At 66.2% G+C, this 21,499-nt stretch carries 18 protein-coding genes; 10 read left to right on the forward strand and 8 right to left on the reverse strand.

Annotated features, from left to right (window positions below; all coding sequences use genetic code 11):
- The 5 genes from AC07VL_RS09000 (at position 1) to AC07VL_RS09020 (ending at position 5,866) form a co-directional block, all read left to right on the forward strand.
- Positions 1 to 1,083, forward strand: a complete 1,083-nt coding sequence (locus AC07VL_RS09000) for an ABC transporter permease (RefSeq protein ID WP_494805529.1) — start codon at positions 1 to 3, stop codon at positions 1,081 to 1,083.
- Complete coding sequence (locus tag AC07VL_RS09005; RefSeq protein WP_494805530.1) at positions 1,076 to 2,005, forward strand: ABC transporter permease; 930 nt, start codon at positions 1,076 to 1,078, stop codon at positions 2,003 to 2,005. Before AC07VL_RS09000 ends, AC07VL_RS09005 begins: the two co-directional genes overlap by 8 nt.
- A 21-nt stretch (positions 2,006 to 2,026) precedes the next feature.
- Complete coding sequence (locus AC07VL_RS09010; RefSeq protein ID WP_494805531.1) at positions 2,027 to 3,103, forward strand: BMP family ABC transporter substrate-binding protein; 1,077 nt, start codon at positions 2,027 to 2,029, stop codon at positions 3,101 to 3,103.
- A 121-nt stretch (positions 3,104 to 3,224) separates the two neighbouring features.
- Positions 3,225 to 4,061, forward strand: coding sequence for an HDOD domain-containing protein (locus AC07VL_RS09015; protein ID WP_494805532.1), 837 nt, complete (start codon positions 3,225 to 3,227; stop codon positions 4,059 to 4,061).
- A 137-nt stretch (positions 4,062 to 4,198) separates the two neighbouring features.
- Positions 4,199 to 5,866, forward strand: coding sequence for a M28 family peptidase (locus AC07VL_RS09020; protein WP_494805533.1), 1,668 nt, complete (start codon positions 4,199 to 4,201; stop codon positions 5,864 to 5,866).
- A gap of 62 nt (positions 5,867 to 5,928) precedes the next feature.
- Here AC07VL_RS09020 and AC07VL_RS09025 read toward each other — a convergent pair whose 3' ends face one another.
- Both AC07VL_RS09025 and AC07VL_RS09030 read right to left on the reverse strand, forming a co-directional pair.
- Positions 5,929 to 7,143: an MFS transporter gene (locus tag AC07VL_RS09025; RefSeq protein WP_494805534.1), complete on the reverse strand. Its 1,215-nt coding sequence runs from the start codon at positions 7,141 to 7,143 to the stop codon at positions 5,929 to 5,931.
- A gap of 199 nt (positions 7,144 to 7,342) precedes the next feature.
- Complete coding sequence (locus AC07VL_RS09030) at positions 7,343 to 8,341, reverse strand: LLM class flavin-dependent oxidoreductase (RefSeq protein WP_494805535.1); 999 nt, start codon at positions 8,339 to 8,341, stop codon at positions 7,343 to 7,345.
- 218 nt (positions 8,342 to 8,559) lie between these two features.
- Between AC07VL_RS09030 and AC07VL_RS09035 the strand changes: the two genes are divergently transcribed.
- Together AC07VL_RS09035 and AC07VL_RS09040 are read left to right on the forward strand one after the other, a co-directional pair.
- Positions 8,560 to 10,071: a dipeptidase gene (locus AC07VL_RS09035; RefSeq protein WP_494805536.1), complete on the forward strand. Its 1,512-nt coding sequence runs from the start codon at positions 8,560 to 8,562 to the stop codon at positions 10,069 to 10,071.
- Positions 10,072 to 10,420: 349 nt separating this feature from the next.
- Positions 10,421 to 11,548 (forward strand): M24 family metallopeptidase, encoded by a 1,128-nt coding sequence (locus AC07VL_RS09040; RefSeq protein WP_494805537.1) that lies wholly within the window; start codon positions 10,421 to 10,423, stop codon positions 11,546 to 11,548.
- A gap of 488 nt (positions 11,549 to 12,036) precedes the next feature.
- On the opposite strand, the gene AC07VL_RS09045 is transcribed toward AC07VL_RS09040, so the two are convergent.
- Entirely contained in the window at positions 12,037 to 12,519 is a 483-nt protein-coding gene (locus tag AC07VL_RS09045) for a hypothetical protein (RefSeq protein WP_494805538.1), read from the reverse strand.
- Between the two features lie 220 nt (positions 12,520 to 12,739).
- Between AC07VL_RS09045 and AC07VL_RS09050 the strand changes: the two genes are divergently transcribed.
- On the forward strand, positions 12,740 to 13,027 hold the full coding sequence (locus AC07VL_RS09050) for a hypothetical protein (protein ID WP_494805539.1): 288 nt from the start codon (positions 12,740 to 12,742) through the stop codon (positions 13,025 to 13,027).
- A gap of 18 nt (positions 13,028 to 13,045) precedes the next feature.
- Here AC07VL_RS09050 and AC07VL_RS09055 read toward each other — a convergent pair whose 3' ends face one another.
- The 5 genes from AC07VL_RS09055 to AC07VL_RS09075 all read right to left on the reverse strand — a co-directional run bounded on the left by AC07VL_RS09055 (position 13,046) and on the right by AC07VL_RS09075 (position 16,824).
- The gene (locus AC07VL_RS09055; protein ID WP_494805540.1) at positions 13,046 to 13,471 is read right to left on the reverse strand and encodes a VanZ family protein; all 426 of its coding nucleotides are present in this window, start codon (positions 13,469 to 13,471) and stop codon (positions 13,046 to 13,048) included.
- A 545-nt stretch (positions 13,472 to 14,016) separates the two neighbouring features.
- The gene (locus tag AC07VL_RS09060) at positions 14,017 to 14,781 is read right to left on the reverse strand and encodes an SDR family NAD(P)-dependent oxidoreductase (protein WP_494805541.1); all 765 of its coding nucleotides are present in this window, start codon (positions 14,779 to 14,781) and stop codon (positions 14,017 to 14,019) included.
- A gap of 72 nt (positions 14,782 to 14,853) precedes the next feature.
- Entirely contained in the window at positions 14,854 to 15,375 is a 522-nt protein-coding gene (locus AC07VL_RS09065) for a TPM domain-containing protein (RefSeq protein ID WP_494805542.1), read from the reverse strand.
- Positions 15,375 to 16,208: a TPM domain-containing protein gene (locus AC07VL_RS09070; RefSeq protein WP_494805543.1), complete on the reverse strand. Its 834-nt coding sequence runs from the start codon at positions 16,206 to 16,208 to the stop codon at positions 15,375 to 15,377. Before AC07VL_RS09070 ends, AC07VL_RS09065 begins: the two co-directional genes overlap by 1 nt.
- Position 16,209: 1 nt before the next feature.
- Positions 16,210 to 16,824, reverse strand: a complete 615-nt coding sequence (locus AC07VL_RS09075) for a LemA family protein (protein WP_494805544.1) — start codon at positions 16,822 to 16,824, stop codon at positions 16,210 to 16,212.
- Positions 16,825 to 17,064: 240 nt separating this feature from the next.
- On the opposite strand from AC07VL_RS09075, the gene AC07VL_RS09080 reads away from it, so the two are divergent.
- Positions 17,065 to 18,927 (forward strand): glycoside hydrolase family 28 protein, encoded by a 1,863-nt coding sequence (locus AC07VL_RS09080; RefSeq protein ID WP_494805545.1) that lies wholly within the window; start codon positions 17,065 to 17,067, stop codon positions 18,925 to 18,927.
- An 84-nt stretch (positions 18,928 to 19,011) separates the two neighbouring features.
- Positions 19,012 to 21,384 carry a pectinesterase family protein gene (locus AC07VL_RS09085; protein WP_494805546.1) on the forward strand — a complete coding sequence of 791 codons (2,373 nt, stop codon included), beginning with the start codon at positions 19,012 to 19,014 and terminating at the stop codon, positions 21,382 to 21,384.
- The last annotated feature ends 115 nt before the right edge of the window (positions 21,385 to 21,499 follow it).

Raw genomic sequence — 21,499 nt, forward strand, 5'->3', positions numbered from 1 at the left:
ATGGCTAAGTTCGCCTTGCGCCTGGAAGCCCGTCCGTCCCCATCGCGGCTGATGTCGTGGCTGTCGCCCGTGCTGGCCGTGCTGCTCACCGTGCTGTGCGGCGCGCTGCTGTTTGTGGCACTGGGCCACGATCCGCTGGCGGGACTGGCCGTGTTTTTCGTCGAACCCTTGCGCGACGCGCACGGCTGGTCCGAGCTGGGCATTAAAGTCGCGCCGCTGCTCTTGATCGCCGTCGGCCTGGCCATTTGTTTCCGCGCCAACATCTACAACATCGGCGCGGAAGGGCAACTGACCCTGGGCGCCATCTGCGGCGGTGCGGCGGCCCTGTACCTGGACACGGGCGATGGCGCGGGCGGGGCCGTCGTCATCGGCGTGTCTTTGCTGGCCGGCATGGCGGGCGGCATGGCGTGGGCGGGCCTGGTGGCGTGGCTGCGCGACCGCTACAACGCCAGCGAAATCCTCGTTTCGCTGATGCTCGTCTACATCGCCCAGTTGCTGCTCAGCTATCTCGTGTACGGCGTGCTGCGCGATCCGGAAGGGTTTAATTTTCCCCAGTCGAAACTGCTGTCCGACGGCTTGCTGCTGCCGATGGTCATCAGCGATACGCGCTTGCACGTGGGCATCGTGTTTGCCTTGCTGGCCTCCTTGGGCGGCTGGCTGTATCTGTCGCGCAGCATCGCCGGTTTCCGCCTGCGCGTGGGCGGCATGGCACCGGCCGCCGCCCGCTACGCGGGCTTTTCCTCGCGCAAGACCTTGTGGTCGTCGCTGCTGATCTGCGGCGCCCTGTCCGGCCTGGCGGGCGTGTGCGAAGTGCTGGGGCCGATGGGGCAGCTGACGCCCACGGTCTCGCCCGGCTACGGCTTTGCCGCCATCATCGTCGCCTTCGTGGGACGACTGCATCCCGTGGGCGTGATCTTTTCCAGCTTCGTCATGGCCCTGTTCTATATCGGCGGCGAACTGGCGCAATCGCGCCTCGGCTTGCCCAGCGCCATCACGGGCGTGTTCCAGGGCATCTTGCTGTTTGCCTTGCTCGCCTGCGACGTGTTGATCCAATACAAACTGCGCTGGAGGAAACATGGATAACCTGGCCCTGACGATCGCGCCACTGGTCGCCGCCAGCATCAATGCGGGCACGCCGCTGATGCTCGCCGCCCTCGGTCTATTGGTGAATGAAAAGGCGGGCGTGGTCAACCTGGGCGCGGAAGGCATGATGCTGGTCTCGGCCATCACGGGCTTTGCCGTGGCCGTCAACACGGGCAGCCCGACGCTGGGCTTCCTGGCGGGGGCGGGCGCCAGCATGCTGCTGTCCGGCTTCTTTGCCTGGCTCACCATATGGCTGGGCACGAACCAGTACGCGACGGGCCTGGCCTTGTCCCTGTTCGGCGCGGGCGCGTCCACGTACATCGGCTTGAAGTACGTGGGCAACAGCCTGCACAACGGCCGCTTCGGCATCCCTTTATTGGAAGACATTCCCGTGCTGGGGCCGGCCCTGTTCCGCCAGCATCCGATGGTGTATCTGTCGCTCTTGCTGTGCGTGGCCATCGCCTGGTTCCTGTACCGCACGCGGGCCGGTCTGGTGCTGCGCGCCGTGGGCGAGTCGCCAGTGTCCGCGCATGCGCTGGGCTACCCCGTGCGCCGCATCCGCCTGGCGGCCGTGCTGTTCGGCGGCGCCTGCTGCGGCCTGGCCGGGGCCTTCTTGTCGCTCGTCTACACGCCCCTGTGGGTCGAGGGCATGGTGGCGGGACGCGGATGGATCGCGCTGGCGCTCACCACGTTTGCCACCTGGCGCCCGGCGCGCGTGGTGGGCGGCGCCTATCTGTTCGGCGGCATCACGATATTGACCTTCCACGCGCAGGCGCTGGGCGTGCCCGTCGCTTCGCAGCTGCTGTCGATGCTGCCGTACGTGGCTGCCATCGTCGTGCTCGTTTTGATTTCCAGCAATGCCAATTACATCAAGCTCAACATGCCCGCTTCGTTGGGGAAAAATTTCAATCCAGGAAATTAATCACTCACCACAAGGAAAACCATGTCCAAGAAATTACTGTGCGCCGCCGTCTGCAGTGCCATCCTGATGCCTGCCATGGCCGCCGCACCGGCCACCGTTCCGCTGAACATCGGTTTCGTGTATATCAGCCCCATCGGCGACGCGGGCTGGACCACGCAGCACGATCTGGCCCGCAAGGAGATGGAAAAGGCGCTGGGCAACAAGATCACCACCCGCTACGTGGAAAACGTGCCGGAAAGCGCCGATGCGGAACGGGTGATCCGCGACCTGGCGCAAACGGGCAGCAAGCTCGTCATCACGACTTCGTTCGGCTACATGAATCCCACCTTGAAAGTGGCGAAGCAATTTCCTGATGTGAAGTTCATTCATTTGACCGGCTACAAGACGGCCGTCAACGTGGCCAACACGAATGCCCGTTTCTACGAGGGCCGCTACCTGGCCGGCGTGCTGGCAGGCAAGATGAGCAAGACCCACGTGGCCGGCTACGTGGCGGCCTTTCCCATTCCGGAAGTGTTGCAGGGCGTTAACGCCTTCACGCGGGGCATGCGCAGCGTGGACCCGAAGGCGGAAGTGAAAGTGGTGTGGGTGAACAGCTGGTTCGACCCGGGCAAGGAACGCGACGCGGCCATCACCCTGATCGGCCAGGGCGCCGACGTGGTCACGCACCACACGGATTCCACGGCCGTGGTGCAGGCGGCGGAAGAGAAGGGCAAGTATGCGATCGCCTACCACTCCGACATGAAGAAATACGGGCCGAAGGCCCAGCTGGCCGCCGTCACCCACCACTGGGGCGAGTACTACACGAAGCAGGCGCAGGCCGTGCTGGACGGCACGTGGAAGTCCAGCAGCACCTGGGGCGGCATCAAGGATGGCATGGTCAAGCTGGAAGGCATCAACGCTGCCGTGCCCGCCGACGTGAAACAGTTTGTATTGGCGCGTGAGAAAGACTTGGTTGCTGGCAAGCTCAATCCTTTCAGCGCGCCCATCAAGGACAACGATGGCAAGGTGCGCCTGGAGAAGGGCGTGCTGGACGATGCGGCGCTGACGAAGATGGATTATTTTGTCGAAGGCGTGGCGGGAAAAGTTTCCGGAAAGTAATGGGGAGGCGCCGCAACTTGCTGTAATATTGCCGGAAACGGGAGCCAGGCCGGGGATACATGCGCGTTCCCGGCCCATCCACATAGCAGAGCCTGCACAGGCCCGTACCGGAGATCGACCCATGGACAGACTGGAAGTATTCAAGATTATCGCGCTGCAAGCGAGCAAGGGCGAGCTGACGTTCCCCGCCAACGTCAAGGCCACCTTGAAGCTGCAGGAGGCGCTGGACGACCCCGATTGCCACATCGAAGCGGCCGCCCGCATGGTCATGGCCGAGCCCCTGCTGTCGGCGCGGGTCGTGGCCTTGGCCAACTCCGCCGCCTATAACCGTTCCGGCAATGAAATCGCCAACGTGCGCGCGGCCGTCTCGCGCCTGGGCTTTGCCACGTTAAAGTCAATGGTAGCGTCCGTCATCGTGCGCCAGCTGGGCAGCCAGATCACGGACCCGCAATTGCGCGCCAAGGCGGCCAGGCTGTGGGAACACACGGCCCATGTGGCCGCGCTGAGCCAGGTCATCGCCCGCAAAGTCACGCACGTGGACGTGGAAACGGCCATGTTCGCCGCCATCGTGCATGAGGTGGGCGGCTTCTACCTGCTGTCGCGCGCCGAGGAATATCCGGGCTTGCTCGATAACAACACCGAAGACTGGATCGAATACGGCGAAAAGCTGATCGGCCGCGGCGTGCTGCGCCAACTGCAGGTGCCTGACATGGTCTTGCAGGCCGTGGAAGGCATGTGGCATGGCGGCAGCCCGTTCCCGCCCCGCACCTTGGGCGCGACCCTGGTGCTGGCCAACGATCTGTCGCCCGTCGGCTCGCCCCTGCACCCGCCGGAAAGCGCCGCGCGGCGCCAGGCGGCGGCGAAGATCGACTTCGGCATCGGCGGCAGCACCCTGCACACTATCCTCGAGGAATCGGCCGAGGAGATCGAATCGCTGGCGGCCGCCTTGCTGGTCTGACGTCCTGCCATTGCCCATCCCCGCCCTTGCCGCGGGGATTTTTTTCGTCCGCATTTTGATGCATCTTGCCCTATGGCATACAATCGCCCGCTCGGCTATCCGCCGGACCGCTTTCCTCCTCTTACCCAAAGGATTTTATGCAGAAGCTGTTTTCTACCGTGGCCGCCACTGCCCTCGCTGCCAGCCTGGCGCTGGCGTTTCCTGCGCACGCCGCTGCGCATGCCGCGAACGACTTGCCCACCGTGCAGGAAGCGCCGCTGCGCGCCCACCTGGCCTTCCTGTCCAACGATTTGCTGGAAGGCCGGGGCACGGGCCAGCGCGGCGCCGACCTGACGGTGGCCTACCTGGAAACCCAGGCGCAGATGGCTGGATTGAAACCCGTGCGCGGCAACAGCTACCGCCAGAGCGTGCAGATCGCCGGCGTGAAGTCGTTGCCGGCCGAGAGCAGCCTGCATGCCGTGGCGGGCGGCAAGCCCGTGCCCCTGGCATTCGGCCCGGACTGGGTGTGGGCCACGGGCGACTCCGTGGCGGCGCATACCTTCGACGCGCCCTTGGTGTTCGTCGGCTACGGCATCACGGCGCCGGAAGAAGGCTGGAACGATTTCAAGGGCAGCGATGTCAAAGGCAAGATCGTTGTCATGATGGTCAACGACCCGCAGCCGACCGCGCTGGAGCCGAACCGCTTCGCCGGTAAGGCGCTCACCTATTACGGCCGCTGGACGTATAAATTCGAGGAAGCCAAGCGCCAGGGCGCGGCCGGCGTGTTGTTGATCCACACGAAGCCATCCGCCTCGTACGACTGGAGCGTGGTGCAGAACAGCTGGAGCGGCAGCGAGCGCTTCCAGCTGGCCGACCGCACGGCCGGCACGCCGCTGCAGGGCTGGATCACGGAAGAGGCGGCGCGCCGCCTGTTTGCGGCCGGCGGGCAGGACCTGGACGCCTTGCGTACCCAGGCGGAAAGCAAGGACTTCAAGGCCGTCGCGCTGGACGCCAAGCTGTCGGGCGACATGAAATCGGCCGTGCGCAAGGTGGAGCAGTTCAATATCGCCGGCATGGTGCCGGGCACGGACCCGAAACTCAAGGATGAAGCCGTCATCTACAGCGGCCATTGGGACCACCTGGGCAAGCAGGCCGCGGCCGGCGACAAGCCTGGCGCCGACATCATCTACAACGGCGCCGTCGACAACGCCTCGGGCACGGCGGGCTTGCTGGCCATGGCGCAGGAAGCCGTCAAGAAACCGGCGAAGCGCACGCAGATCTTCCTGTGGGTGGCGGCCGAAGAGCAGGGTTTATTGGGCAGCGCCGCCTACGCGGCCGATCCGCTGTGGCCGCTGGACAAGACGGCGGCCGCCCTGAACCTGGACAGCCTGAACTTTGTCGGCGCCACGCACGACATCGGCGCCCAGGGCAGCGAGCGCACGGAGCTGGGAGCCATGGCGGCGGCAACCGCCAAAGCCATGGGCATGCACATTGCGGCTGCGCGTCCCGACCTGGCCGGCGGTTATTTCCGCAGCGACCATTTCAGCTTTGCCAAGGCGGGCGTGCCCGCGTTTTCCATCAATGGCGGCCGCGAGTACATCAAGGACGTGGCAGCGTCGAAAGCCAAGGCGGCCGCGTACGGCCCCCGCTACCACCAGGTGAGCGATGAATATGATGCCAGCTGGGATCTGTCCGGCATGACGCAGCAGGCGCAATTCACCCTGAACCTGGGCCAGGCCGTGGCGAACGGCGCGAAGATGCCGGCGTGGAAGGCGGGCGATGCCTTCGGCAAGGTGCGCGAGCAGGTGAAACAGGCTGCGAAATAAGTCTTGATGGCATGAAAAAACCGCTCGTTTGAGCGGTTTTTTTTGGGCTTCGTTCGACTTGCTTAAGGTGCCCGTTCCAGGCGGCGCTGCGCGTGGCGGTACTTGCTCCACACCAGCAGCATCAACAGCGGCATGGCGCCGCCCACCATGCACAGGGCTGGCCAGCCGCCGGCCGCAAAGCTGGCGCTGGCCAGGGCCGAACCCGCCGAGGCGCCGATGAAGCCGCCCGCGATGAAGACGGTGGTGACCCGCGCCCGCGCATGCGGCGCCAGTTTATAGATGATGGACTGGTGCGTCACTTGCAGGCCCATCACGCCCATGTCCAGCAGGACGATGCCGATCAACAGCAGCACCAGCGAGTGGGCGCCGAAGCCGATCAGGGCCCAGCCCGCAATCGAGGCGACGGCCAGCAGCCACGTGGCCTGGCGCGCATAGCCGCGGTCGGCCATGCGGCCCGCCGTGTTGGCGGCAAAGGCGCCCGTCGCGCCGGCCAGGCCGAACAGGCCGATCTGCATTTCCGAATAGTGATACGGCGCGCCGCTGAGCAAAAAGGTCAGGCCCGTCCAGAACACGCTGAAGGTGCCCAGGCCCAGGCCCGAGAACAGGGCGCGCTGGCGCAGCAGCGGTTCCTGGCGGATGATGTCGGCCAGCGAAGCCATCAGCTTGCCGTACTGCAGCTTGCCCCGCGGTGCCTCGTTGGGCAGGATGCGGCGCAGCATGACGAGGAGGGCGGCCACGACGATGGCCGCCAGCACGTAGACGGTGCGCCAGCCGCCGCTGATCTGCGCCACCGTGCCGGAGACGGTACGCGCCAGCAAGATACCCAACAGCAAGCCTGTCATGACGGTGCCCACCATGCGGCCCCGGCTGTGATCGGGCGCATAGGACGCCACCATGGCCGTGACGACCATCAAGGCGCTGGCCGTGATCCCCATCAAGACGCTGGCGATGGCAAAGACGATAATATTCTGGCTGGTGGCCGCCAGCAGCAGGGCGCCGATCTTGGCGACGAGCATCCACGTCAGCAGGTGGCGGCGGTTCAGCACGTCACTGAGGGGCACGAGGAAGACGATGCCCAGCACATAGCCGATCTGCGTGGCCGTCACCAGATAGCCCGCTTGCGGCACGCTCACGAAGAACGAGGCGGCCAGCATCGATGTAAGCGGCTGCACGTAGTACAAGCTGGCAACGAGCACGCCGGCCGACAGGGCAAACAGCAGGATGCGGGTGGAGGTCAGCAGGGTGCTGGCGTCGATACTGGATGGTGCAGATTTCATGCGATACAACTTTCTTGGAATGACGCTTTTGGACGAGCATGATAGCGGGGTAGCGCATTTCCTGCCGGACGCGGCTGATTTTGCGGCGGGGGGCAAGTAAACCGTGTACGCAAAATGGTAGGCAAAAAAATCCCGGCGATCGTTGCCGACGGCCGGGAAAAGGGTATTTGGGGAAATACCGAGGGAGGAAAACAGTCAGTTACTGTTGCCGGGCAAGCTCTGCGTGCACCTGCGCCGTGATTTCATACGAGCGCAGGCGGTGCTGGTGCTCGAAGATCTGCGAAGTGATCATCAGTTCGTCGGCGCCCGTCTCGGCGATGAAGGCAGCCATCTTCGCCTTGACGGTGTCCGGCGCGCCGATGGCCGTGCATGACAGGACGGAGTCGAGCATGGCGCGTTCCTGCGGACCCAATTGCTCCAGATAGCCGGGCACGGGCGGTTGCAGGCGCGACGGGCGGCCCGTGCGCAGGTTCACGAAGGCCTGCTGCATCGACGTGGCGCGCAGGTGCGCCTCGGCATCCGTGTCGGCCGCAAAGACGTTAAAGCCCAGCATCACGTATGGTTTCGCCAGCTGCTTCGACGGCTTGAAATGCTCGCGGTAATACGCCACGGCTTGCAGCATCATCTGCGGCGCGAAGTGCGAGGCAAATGCATATGGCAAGCCCAGGTGGGCCGCCAGCTGGGCGCCGAACAGGCTCGATCCGAGTATCCATACGGGCACTTTCGCGCCCTTGCCGGGCACGGCCAGCACGCGCTGGCGCGGCTCGTCGGACATATAGTCCATCAATTCCAGCACGTCCTGCGGAAACTGTTCCGCGTCGGACTGCAGGTCGCGGCGCAGGGCGCGCGCCGTCGTCTGGTCGGAACCGGGCGCGCGGCCCAGGCCCAGGTCGATGCGGCCCGGATGCAGCGCTTCCAGGGTGCCGAACTGTTCCGCGATGACGAGCGGCGAGTGGTTCGGCAGCATCACGCCGCCCGCGCCCACGCGGATGGTCTTGGTGCCGGCCGCCACGTGGGCGATCACGACTGCCGTGGCGGCGCTGGCGATGCCGGGCATGCCGTGGTGTTCGGCCAGCCAGTAGCGGTTGTAGCCCCAGCGTTCGCCGTGCTGCGCCAGGTCCAGCGTGTTCTTGAACGACTGGCTGGCGTTGCTGCCTTCGGCGATGGGGGCCAGGTCGAGTATGGAAAATGGAATCATGATAGCGATATCGGGACGTGGTGGAAAATCACAATGGACGATTTGTCTATCCCCTGACGCCAGCAGGGTCGGCTGGCTGGCAGCATGGCGGGGAAGACAGGCTGGACACATGATAATGCGAATCGGGAATTTGCGTACTGATCGGTAAAAAACCCGTAGCGATTGGAAATCGGCCCCGGCAATGCTAGAGTGGCCACCCCTGTCCCCTACGCCTCGCCATGTTCAAGAAACCCGTCCTGCTGACCCTGAGCGGCTTGCTGCTGCAATCCGCTTTGTCCGTTCACGCCGCCCCCGTCAGCCCGCAGGCGCAGGACACGGCCCGCTACGCGCTGGCCACCTATCCCGAACCATTGATCGCCAGCCTGGCGAAGATGATCAGTTTCAACACGGTGGCCGACTCGGCCGTGCCGTTTGCCGACAATCCCCAGCACACGGGCTTCAAGCGCTACCTGGCGGCCGAGGCGCAGCGCCTCGGCTTCGATTTCCACGACCACGGCCACGTGGTGGTGATCGGCATGGGGCAGGGCAGCGAGCGCGTGGGCGTGATCACGCATGGCGACGTGCAGCCCGTCAATCCCGCCAAATGGGCCCGCTCGCCCTTCGAGCTGGACCGCAGCAGCGAACCGGGCAAGTTGCTGGGACGAGGCACGGAAGATGACAAGGGGCCCATCGCCACGGCCCTGTACGCGATGAAGGCCATCCAGGACAAGCAGGTGCCGTTGAAGAAACGCATCGAGCTGTACGTCTACATGGCGGAGGAATCGGACTGGGAACCGCTGAAGCAATTCCTCCAGACGCACACGCCGCCGCAGGTCAACATCACCATCGATGCGGAATACCCGGTGGTGACGGCCGAGAAGGGCTACGGTTCCATCAAGCTGACCTTGCCGCCGCGCACGGCCCTGCCGGCCAGCGGCGGCCCCGTGCTGCAGCGCCTGACGGGCGGTTTTTTCGGCAGCCAGATCCCGGAAGATGCGCAAGCCGTCATCGACCGCGCGCCGGCAGCGCTGGAAGCGGCCTTCCGCGCCCGCGCGCAGGAGCAGCAGGGCATGCGCTACAGCTATGCGCGCGATGGCGACACCCTGACGGTGACGGCGCTGGGCGTGTCGGCCCACTCGTCGAAGCCGGAAGACGGCGTCAACGCCATCAGCATGCTGGCCGACGCGCTGGCCGTGCAGCCGTGGCACGGCACGCAGGCGGCCGACATGCTGTCGTTCCTGAATGAACTGGTGGGCACGGGCATCTACGGCGAGCGCTTCGGCCAGATTGCCTACCGCGACGGCTTCATGGGGCCGATGACGGTGGCGCCCACCGTGCTCAAGCAGAATGGCGGCGCGCTGGAACTGAATATCAACCTGCGCCGTCCGCAAGGCAAGACGGCGGCCGTGCTGCAGCAGCAGGTGATGGCCGCCTTCGAGGGCTGGAAGGCGCGCCGCCAGGTGCCGGCCACCTTGCAGGCGCAGATCGGCGAACCGTGGCTGCAGACGAGTGCGCCGCAGATCCCCACCTTGCTGTCCGTCTTCGAGCACTACACGGGCACGGAGAATCCGCAACCGGTGGCCATCGGCGGCGGCACCAATTCGCGGCTGTTCCCGAACGCCGTCAGCTTTGGCCCGGCCATGCCCCACACGGTGTACACGGGGCATTCGGAACATGAATTCATCACGGAAAAACAATTGCTGCTGAACTTGCAGATGTACACGGCCGTGCTGATTGAGCTGGCGCAATAAGAGCCTGCCCCGCCGGGGGCGACGGCGGCGGCTGCCCGTCGCGCGCCCGGGGCACTGGCTGGCGAGCGGCCGGGACCTCCGCCGCTGTTGAGTCGTCCGCGCAGGGCGTTCGGCGGCGCCGCCCGGCATGGGGGACCAAGGCTGGCGCCAGGCCTTGCCAGCCTTGAAAAAGTGGAAGGACGTCATAGACTGCAAGCCTGGGACGAAACGGAATCGCCGAACTTTTTTGGCGGGCGCGGGTCTTACGTCTCCATGGACGCAAGGGGGCAGTCATGCATCACAAGCACATGGTGTTGTCGCGGGCGCGGTCGCTTGCAAAGGGGCAAAAGGAACTGGCGGGAGCAGTGTCATGAATTGGCCGCTGGAACTGGAAGTGGCTCACAAGCTGGCGCAGATGCGGGGCTGGCTGGAGCAGGAGCACGCGGGCGCCGTGCGCCTGCGCGGCGTGGACTGGTTTGCCTGGGCCACGGCGGGAGCGTCGAACAGCCATTGCCATACGGCCGAGTGCGGCTGCGCGGAAGTGCTGGTCACGCGGGACGCCGCCTACATCCTGACGGACGAAGCCGAGGCCCCGCGCATGCGCGCGGAAGAGGTACGGGGACCGTGGACGTGGCAGGTGGCGCCGTGGATGCAGCCGCAGCTGGCCGAGTTACGCGAACACTTCGTGCAGCATGCGGCCGGCGGCGCGGCCGTGCTGTCCGACCGGCCAGGCGTGCGCGAGCGCAGCCTGCCCGTGTGCCTGCGCGAAGAGCGGCTCGTGCTGCTGGAGTCGGAGCAATTGCGCTACCGGCAAGTGGGGCAACTGGCCGCCAGTGCCGCGGCCGACGCGCTGCGCCAGGCCCGTCCCGACTGGAGCGAGCAGGAACTGGCCGCCACCTGCGTGCGCGCCCTGTGGCTGCGCGGCCTGCAAGCCGTGCATGTGCTGGCCAGCGGCCTCGAGCGCCAGCAACGCTACCGCCGCGCGCCACCCGCCGACGTCGAGCTCGGCACGCAGGCCGTGCTGGCCCTGTGCGCCCGGCGTTTTGGCCTGTGCGCCAGCCTGAGCCGTCAACGCCACTTCGGCCCGGAACAGCGTCGCGCCGATGGCACGGCGGCGGCCATGGGCGATGCCGATGCGGCCATGCTGGCGCTGGAAGCCGTGGCGCTGGACGCCTGCGAAACAGGCCATGCGCTGAGCATGGTGTATCACGCGCTCGATAGCGCCTATGCCTATGCGGGCCAGCCCGACACGGTGCGCACCAGCCGCCAGGGCGGCATCCACGGCTACCTGGCGCCGGAGGTGGCGGCCGGCGCGCACACGGAAATCATCCTCAAGCGCGGCATGGCGCTGGCCTTCCACCCCAGCTTGCCCGGCAGCACGGTGGAAGATACCTTCCTGCTCGACGGCGGCCAGTTGCACAACCTGACGCACGACCCCGCCTGGCCATCGGCCATGGTCCAAGGCCGGCGCCGGCCGCTGACGCTGGCGCTGGCTTAGCCTTAGCTTAGCCGCCTTAGCGCCTTAGCCTTAGCCAGTCCCAGCCCCAGCCTCCGGGTCGCACCTCCATGCGCGCGCGGCAGCCGGCCGTGACCTCTGCCATGCCCGCCACAATCTGGCCCGGCCTGCCACGGCCTGCCACGGCAGGCCACGACTTGCCCGACTTGCCCCGACTTGTCACGACCTGTCACGACCAGGAAGGACCTGGCGATGGCATTCCCTTGCCCGCCCCTGCCCACCGCTCCGTCCTATGAACCCGCCCGGCCCGGCCCATGACAGTGGCGCCGGCCTGGTTCCGGCTTGACCCCGTGGCCTGACCTCATGGCCTGCCCCATGGACAGACCTGACTCCATGGCTGGGTCCCGGGACCGGGTCCCATGGATGGCCTGGCGCCAGCGTCTGCCGCGCGGGCAGGTCCCCGCCATCCGGCTGCATGGCGGAAACAACGGCAGCAACGGCAGCAACGGCCGTGGCCTGGCCGGCACGCGTCAATAGCGCTGCATCACGCCCCGCTGCACGCTGACCCGGTCGCCGATCTGGAAGGCGGGCTGGGTATTTTGCACGAAGGTGCGCGTCGTGCCATCGTCCAGGCGCAGGGTGACGCGGTACATCATGTTGCTGCCGCCGGCGCCAGAGGTGCTGCCGGCCGTGCCTGACGTGCCCGTTTGCATGTCACCGCCCGATTGATCCATGCCGCGCGGCACGGTGTCGATCGATTGCACGGTGGCCGAACTGATATTGAGGCCCGCCTGCCCCGTATCGCCGCTGCCGTTCATGGTGTCGGTGGTGGTGCCGGCCGTGGCATTGGTCGTGCTGCCCGCTGGCATGGTGGTTTGCGGCGTCGTGCCGGCCGGCGTGGGGTAGGTTTCGCCGCTGTTGCTGCGCGCCAGGCTGGGCCTGTCCGTGGGATTGCAGGCGGCCAGCAGGGCACAGGCCACGCCAGTGAGCAGCAGGGTTTTTTTCGATCTCATCTTGGTCTCCTCATGGTCGAACTCCAGGGATCGGCACCCGCAGTGACGCGGATCGCAGCGATTGCTGCATGTAAGAGCGCGGCGCAGGGGAGATGTTCGATGGCTGTCGTAGGCGATTGAGCTAGATCAAGCGTTCAACTGTTGTGCTTGGTATAAATGGTGGTCGCGACACCCAATGCGTGCACGGGCACGCTTCCTCGCTGTTCAACCAGGAGACAAAATGTCATCAGGCCCTACCGTAAAGCTGATCGATGAGCTGGTGTTTTCCCTCTGTGGAGCAACGCACGATGCGCGTGCGCGCCATGTGCTGGCCCAGGCCCTGCATGGCCTGGTGCGGCTGGCCCGGTCGGAACAGTTGCTGGAGATGCAGCGCGACGTGGCGCGCGCCATGGGCGCCGGCAGCCGGCGCGAGACGCGTGCTCTGATGCGGCGCCTGGGCGCGCATGGCGTGCATGGACAAGAACAGCTGGCGCTCAACCTGCCCGATGGCGAGGCGAACCGGGCTTGACACCCGGCCGCCGCCCGCTCAGGCGTCGGACAAAGGGGCGCGCCTGCGCAAGGCGGCCGCCGACAGGCGGGGCCAGAGGACAATCATGAACAGGGAGACGACGGCCGCCGCCGTGATATCGACCAGCCAGTCGCTCACGGCGCCGTGGCGGTAGGGCAGGAAACTCTGGATGAATTCGTCCAGTGCGCCCATCGCCGCCACCATCAGCACGGCCAGCAGCGCGCGGCGCAGCATGCTGCCCCCCGTGCCGCTGAACAGGATCATGGCCAGCACGCCGTAGCCGAACGAGTGCAGCACGCCGCCCGACGCATACTGGCCCACGTCGGCGCGCATGCCGGGGATGTCGCCGATCAGGATCACCAGCAGGTACAGGACAATGGCCGTGCGGTAGCGCAGGCGTTGGTATTGGTCGGCAAAACAGAGCTGGAGCAGTGGCGCGGGCATGGTGCTGGGCGAAAGGGGGAAAGGCCGAACAATAGCATGGGCGCGGCGGACGGCCCTGTTTTTGCGCAAGTGCCTCGCCCGTGGGCAAAAAAAAGGCCCGCGGGGGCGCGGGCCAAAAACCCAAATGAAAAGGGTCAAGAGTTGAGAGTTGCTCGGTACTCACCATGTCGCCTGCCTTCGGCGCGCGCCACGGTCATGAAAGGGGAGTGGTGTGCCATGGCGGCACACCTGTCCGTAGTCAGGCATATCGGTTGCCTGTACAGCAGATGAAGCAAGTATAGGGGCCGAACATGACCGGCCTATGACACGACGCAACATTTTTTTGCGACTCGCCAAATCAGCGGGAAAAAGGGATGTCATGGCAAGAATGACCATGTTTCAGGAGTGACAGCAAAAAAAAGCCCGCTGGTGAAAGCGGGCTTAAAACTATTTTCTTGGAGGAGAATAGTGGAGACAGGTGCATTATGCTGCGTCGCACGATATGTGTCTAATGGTATTTTCAGATATCCATTATTGTTTTTTGGTATAACTGAGCCGGGCGCCGTTCATTCCTTCACGGCCACCGTGTAGTTCAGGGCCATGCGTCCGCCATCGACATAGATGGTCTGGCCCGTCATGTAGGTGGCGTCGTCGCTGGCCAGGAAGGCGGCGATGCCGGCCACTTCCTCCGGTTCGCCGCAGCGGCCCAGCGGCGTGCGCGACAGGATGGTGTGGCGCGCTTGCGGGCTCGACAGCACCGCCTGCTTGGCCAGTTCCGTCAGGATGGTGCCGGGGCCGATGCCGTTGACGCGCACGCCGTGCGGCGCCAGGTTCAGGGCCATGACCTTGGTCAGCTGGTTGATGGCGCCTTTCGACACCACGTACGGCACCTGGTTCGGGATGGCCAGTTCCGCATTCACGCTGGACATGTTGATGATGCAGCCGCTGCTGCGCTTGACCATCTCGCGCGCCACGGCCTGGCCGCACAGGAACATGGATTTCAGGTTGATGCGCATGACGCGGTCGAAATCGTCTTCGCACACGTCGAGGAAATCGGCCGCGTGCGTCACGCCCGCATTGTTGACGAGGATGTCGATGTGGCCGAACTGGGCCAGGGTTTCCTTCAGCATGGCGTCCACGTCCGCCTTCTGGCTGACGTCGGCGCAAAAGAAGCGCGCCTGCGGGCCCAGCGCGGCCGCCGCCTGCGCGCCTTCTTCCTTGATGTCGACCAGCATCACCTGCGCGCCCTCGGCGATCAGGCGGCTGGCGCAGGCCAGGCCGATGCCTTGCGTGGCGCCCGTGACGATGGCGGTCTTGTTGACTAGTTTCATGTGTTCTCCTCAGTGGCAGGGATGCGCAGTCATTGTGCGCGGCAATGGCTGATTTTAATCCCTGCGCGGGGATCAGAGGAGGATGGGTTCGTTCGGCAGCTGGTTGCCGCGCGGACCGTCGGCGGGGAAGTGGCTTTGCAGCAAGGTATTGAGTTGCTGCAAGGCCGCGAGCGTGCTGTCATGGTAGTTGCCGTCCTTGAAACCCCGGGTCATGGTGCGGCACACGGCTTGCCACTGTTCCGGCGTGACGCGCCGGCCCACGTGGCGGTCGGCCACGATGTCGACCTGGTGCTCGGCCAGGTTGATGTAGATCAGCACGCCAACGTTGTCTTCCGTATCCCACACGCCGTACTGGGCGAACAGTTCGCGTGCCCGCTCGCGGTTGCTCACGCCCTGGTAGGCCATGCCCGGCGTGAGGGCCGCCTCGACGATCAGGCGCACTTCCGCCCGGTGCATGGCTTCACCGTCGGCGATGGCCGCCTCGATGGCTTTCAGGGTGCGTTCGGGAAAGGCCTGGCGCGCCGTGGCCGGCGTGCCCCGCAAATGCTTTAAAGCGCGTCCGCAGCGTTGTCCGAATGTTAGTTGTTTCGTCATTACCAATCCCCCGAGGCGCCGCCGCCGTCAAAACCGCCGCCACCGCCACCGAAACCGCCGCCACCGCCACCGCCGCCAAAGCCGCCGCCACCGCCGAAGCCGCCACCGCCGCGGTTGTTCAGCGCCTGGTTCAGGATGCTGCCCAGCACGACGCCCGTGGCGCCGCTGGACCAGTTGCTGCCGCGCTGCAGGCGGTTAGGTCCGCCGCGCGAGCGGAACAGGGTCAGCACGACGAGAAAGCCGAAGAACAGCAGCGGCAGCCAGAAGGTCAGGCCGCCCGCTTCCACGGTGGCCGGCGCCTGTTTCTGCGCCGGGGCGGGAAATTGCTCCTGGTTGAGCAGGGTGGCAATCGCCCCCACGCCAGCGACCAGGCCGCCATAGAAATCGTTCTGCTTGAAATGCGGGGCGATGACGTCCTGCAGGATGCGTTTCGACTGGGCATCCGTCAGCACGCCCTGCACGCCGCGGCCCGCCTCGATGCGCAGGCGGCGCAGGGCCGGAGGATTGTCTTTCGCCACCATCAGCAGCACGCCGTCGTCGACGCCCTTGCGGCCCAGCTTCCAGTCATCCGTCACGCGGATGCTGTACTGCTCGATCGCCTCGGGCGCCGTACTCTTGACGAGCAGCACGGCGATCTGGCTGCCCGTCTTGGCTTCGTAGTCGGCCAGCACGCCTTCCAGCGCCGCTTTCTGCTGCGCGTCGAGCATGCCGGCGTCGTCCGTCACGCGCGCCGCCAGCGGCGGCACGGGGACGAGATCCTGGGCGCCGGTGGGCAAGGCTGTCCACAGCAGCAATGCCGTGCACAGCGCCGCGAGGGAGGACCAGGCTTTCATCTTATTTGCCGAAGTCGACGGTTGGCGCGGTCGAGATGGATTTTTCATTCTCCACCGTGAACGAGGGCTTGACCTTGTAGCCGAAGATCATGGCCGTGATGTTGTTCGGGAAACTGCGCGCATGCACGTTGTAATCCTGCACGGCGGCGATGTAGCGCTGGCGCGCCACGGTGATGCGGTTTTCCGTGCCTTCCAGCTGCGACTGCAGGTCGCGGAAGCTGGTGTCGGCCTTCAGGTCGGGATATTTCTCGGACACCACCATCAGGCGCGACAGGGCCGACGACAGCTGCCCCTGCACTTGCTGGAACTTGGCAAACGCGGCCGGGTCGTTCAGCACCTCGGGCGTGATCTGGAAACTGGTGGCGGCGGCGCGCGCCTTGGTCACCGCTTCCAGTGTTTCCTTTTCATGCGCGGCATAGCCCTTCACCGTATTCACCAGGTTGGGGATCAGGTCGGCGCGGCGCTGGTACTGGTTGACCACTTCGCCCCATGCGGCCTTGGTGGCCTCGTCCTTGCTCTGGAAATCGTTGTAGCCGCAGCCCGTCAGGATGCCGGCCAGGACGGTGACGCTCAGCGCCAGGCGCAGCCATTTGGTGAATTGAGTGGTGATTTGCATGATGGGTTCCGTGCAGAGTGAGGGAGGTGAGGCAAATATACCTGAAACGGCCGCAGATGTCGGTTTCATAAGCCCGCCCGCTGCTTTTGCCGCGCCGCCATCCCCATCCCGTTTCCCGTCCTGCCAGCTGGCGCGGCGTTTGCGTGGGGAAATTACCACATAGAAATAATTGATATATCAGATATGTCATTGTGATATATTAGGTAAAAACATATCAACAAATCAAGGTTGGAGACACCCATGCAGACACCCCTGACGCCGCGGCGCCCGCGCCGCGCCATGCCCTCGATCGTCTTGGCCAGCCTGGCCGCAGGCGCCGTGCTGGCCGCCTGCGGCGGCGGCAGCGCAGCCGTGACGCAGGCGCCCGTGGCCGTGGCCCCCACGCCCACGCCGGTACCGACGCCCACGCCGACCCCGGTCCCCACGCCGACGCCCACCCCGGCGCCAGACCCGACGCCGACACCCACACCTACCCCCACGCCGACGCCCACGCCCGTGCCGACACCCGCATCCCTGTGGCCGGCCGCCGCGCGCGCCGATGCGGCCCTGGCGGGACTGGAGCCGGCCATGCCTGCCAAGGTGTGCGCCAGCGTGCCGGCCGCCCTGGCCAAAAATGCGGCCGGCTTGCTGGACGCGGCAATCGATGCGGCGGCGGACGCCTCGCAGCCCGACGCGGCGCGCCTGCAGGCGGCCATGACGGCGTGCCCGGCCGGCCAGGCCGTCAGGCTGGTGGCCGGCGCGCAGGGACAGAATGCCTTCCTGTCCGGCCCCCTGACCCTGCCGTCGTCCGTCAGCCTGTGGATCGATGGCGGCGTCACCCTGTTCGCGTCGCGCCGCCCCGCCGATTACCAGATCGCCGGCAAGAATGCCTGCGGCGAGGCGTCGGCGAGCGACAATGGTTGCCTGGCCTTGCTGACCACCACGCCGAACGGCAACGGCCTGTATGGCGAGGGCGTGGTCGACGGGCGGGGCGGCGCCGTGCTGACGTCAGGCGCCTATGCGGGCAAGCTCAGCTGGTGGGACGTGGGTGCGCTGACGAAGACGGGCGGCAGCGCCATGTCCAGCCAGAACAATCCCCGCCTGGTGCAGGTGAACAATGGCAGCAATTTCACCGTCTACCGGCTGAGCCTGCAAAACGGGCCGAAATTCCATCTCGTTTCCAGCGGCGTCGATGGCCTGACCGTGTGGGATGCGAAGGTGCTGTCGCCTTCGCTCGAATATTCCGTGCCGGGCTATGCCTGTCCCGCCGCCAGCATGCCCGTGGTCTCCGGCACGCCCAATGTCAGCACGCCCAGCACCTGTTTCACGCCCGAAACGGTGAAGAATACGGATGGCATCGACCCGGGCCAGTCGAAGAACGTGCTGATCGCCTTCAACCACATCAGCGTGGGCGACGACGGCATCGCCGTCAAATCGCACACGAGCAAGATCGGCCCCGCGGCGAACCTGCGCATCTGGCACAACCGCATGTACTTTACGCACGGTATGTCGATCGGCAGCGAGACGGACAGCCATGTCGACGGCGTCAGCATCCGCGACCTGGCCATCGATGGGTTTGACATCGGCGCCACCAGCGGGTTCCGCATCAAGACGGACGACAGCCGCGGCGGCGAAGTGAAAAACGTCACCGTCGACGGCATGTGCGCGCGCCGCGTGCAGCAGCCCATCGCCATCGACAGCTATTACGGCGACGCGGCCGATGCCAAGACGCCCCTGCTGCCGAACCTGCACGACATCACCGTGCGCAATTTCCGCTACCTGGACACGCCCGGCTCCCGCTTCAACGGCAACAAGGCCCTGCTGCTGTTGCGCGGCTACCAGTCGGCCACGCAGACGAATCCCCTCTACAACCTGACTTTCGACAACGTCGTCTTCGACAGCCTGCCGGGCTGGGTCGCGACGAAGATCGGCCTGGCCGTGCCGTCGAATGCGGCGCTGGCCATGGGCCCGGGGCCAGTCTCGTTTGCCAGCGTGCTGACCGCTGCCGCAGGCGTGAACCAGTTCAGCGTGACGGACCGGCGCAGTGTCCAGGCCGCCCCCCATGACTGCAGCGCCGCCTTCGTCGATTTTCCTGCCAGCAATGCCCCCATGTCCATGCCGTAAGCGGGCCGGCAGCAACGCATCCGCAACGGCGCGCAGACGCCGGATGTTGTACCGAGCAAGACCATCATAAATAAGGAGATCAGAGTGTTTGCAGATATCAAGAAATCCCGCATGGCGGCGATCCTGTCATCCATGCCCGCCTTGCTGGCGCTGTCCGCCTGTGGCGGCGGCAGCAGCGACGGCGCCGCGCCGGCCGCCCTCCTGGCTGCCGTGCAGGTGAGCCAGAGCGTCGACCGCCCCGCCGCGTCGGTAGGCGACAGGGTCACCTGGACCATGACCGCCAGCAACAAGGGGCCGGGCGCCACCACGGGCGCCGTGACCCTCGTGTCCGGCGTGCCGGCCAATATCAGCGGCATCAGCGTGACGGCCACGGGCGCCAGCTGCGGCCCGGCCGTCAGCACGCTCACCTGCACCGTGCCCGAAGGCCTGGCCGCCGGCGCCAGCGCCAGCGTGGTGCTGTCCGCCACGGCCACGGACGTGGCCAGGCTGGCCAGCAGCGTCGTCGCCAGCGGCCCGGACGCGCCCGCCTGCGCCTCGCCGGCCGCCTGCGCCACGGCCACGGACGTGACGGTGGCAGCCCTGCCGAACGTCGGCGTGACGGCCAGCGTGGACAAGGCCAGCGCCATCGTCGGCGACAAGCTGAGCTGGACCATCAAGGCCGCCAATAGCGGCAATGCCGCCACGACGGGCGTCGTCACCCTGGTAGCCACTTTGCCAGCGGGCATCAGCGGCGCCAGCGTGACGGCCACGGGCGCCAGTTGCGCTCCCATCAGTGGCACCAGCCTGAACTGCAGCATCGCCGCCGGCCTGGCGCCGAACGCCAGCGCCAGCGTGCTCGTGACGGCGAATGCGGCGGCGGCGGGCAGCCTCGTCGCGTCCGTCGTGCCGGGCGGCGCCAGCGCCAGCTGCGCCACGCCCGCCGTGTGCACGGCCAGCACCAGCGTGACGGCGTCCGTCGCGCCCAAGGTGCTCGTCACCAGCACGGCCGACAAGGCCACGGCCAACGTGGGCGATACCGTCACCTGGACCATCAAGGCCGTCAACAGCGGCACGGGGCCGACGACGGCCGCCCTGACCCTGAGCGGCAGCCTGGCGGGCAGTGCCAGCGGCGTGACGGTGACGCCGGCGGGCGCCACCTGCGGCGCGCCGGGCGCCAGCATCAGCTGCAGCGTGCCGGCCGGCCTGGCCGTGGGCGCCACGGCCAGCGTGCGCATCGCCGCCGTGGCGAGCGCCGCGGGCAGCCTGGTCAACACCGTGACGCCGGGCGCCGGCGCCAGCTGCGCCAGCGCCGCCGACTGCACCAGCACCACCGTGGTGGCGTCGCCCGTGGTCGCGTCGACGGCCACGCGGCCGCAGCTCGACGCGGCGGCGGCAGCCCCGCTGACGCCCGTGAAATACCTGGCGCAAGGGGGCAAGAGTCTGCCCATGAGCTCCCTGCCGGTGGATAACTGGGACCCGACGGCCGGCGTCGGCGACGTCAGCACCTTCACGGCGCAATTCACCGTGGATGCGGCCGGCAAGAGCGACGCCAGCAATTTTGTCACGGTGCAGGCGGCCATGGACGCGGCCATTGCGCTGGGCAATAAAGTGCCGCCCGTGTTTATCCGCGTCAAGCCGGGCACCTACCGCGAAACCGTGTGCCTGCCCAGCAGCGGCACGCCGGCCATCCGCTTGTATAGCCTCGACAGCGACGCCTCGCACACGGTGATCGTGTTTAACAACGGCAACCCGACCGTCGATGCGTCCAAGACCAATGGCAACAAGTGCAACAGTTCGCCCGCCAACCCCATCGGCACCAGCGGCAGCGCCACCTTCGCCGTCAATGCGGCCGACTTCCAGGCGAAAAACATCACGTTTGCGAATGACTACGTGAAGGGCAGCTTTGCCGGCAGCAACCAGTCGGCCGTGGCCCTGATGACGCAGGGCGACAAGATCGTGCTGGAAAACGTGCGCCTGCTGGGACACCAGGACACGTTCTACATGAAGAGCGGCAACGTCGACCAGGTCTCGCGCATCTACGTCAAGGACAGCTACATCGAGGGCGACGTGGACTTCATCTTCGGGCGCGGCACGGCCGTGCTGGACAACTGCACCATCCATACCCTGAACACGGGCAATGGCAATGGCTATGTCACGGCGGCCAGCACGGATTACCGCAACAGCTACGGCTTCCTCATCACGAATAGCCGTTTCACGGCGGAAACGGGCACGCCGGTTGGCCAGATCTACCTGGGCCGCGCCTGGGACGAGGGCGTCTCCAGCCTGGCCGCGTATGGCGCCACCTCGCCGAATGGCCAGGTGGTCATCCGCAACTCGGTGCTGGGCGAGCATATCCGCAAGGCCGACCCGTGGGGCGAATCGACGGCCACGCGTCCCTACAGTTCCGTGCCGTCGGGCACCTTGCCGGCGAACCGCCTGTTTGAATATGGCAACACCGGGCCCGGCAACGGCAACTAGGTCCGCACGGGCGTAAGCGCCCGCTCACCGCGCCGCGCTGGCCTGCAAGGCAGCGCGGCGCTGTCGTGGCGCACCCGCGCCGCGTTACAATACGGGGTTTGCAACTGAATATAGA

Source organism: Janthinobacterium sp. GW821-FHT03C08 (genome assembly GCF_059420905.1).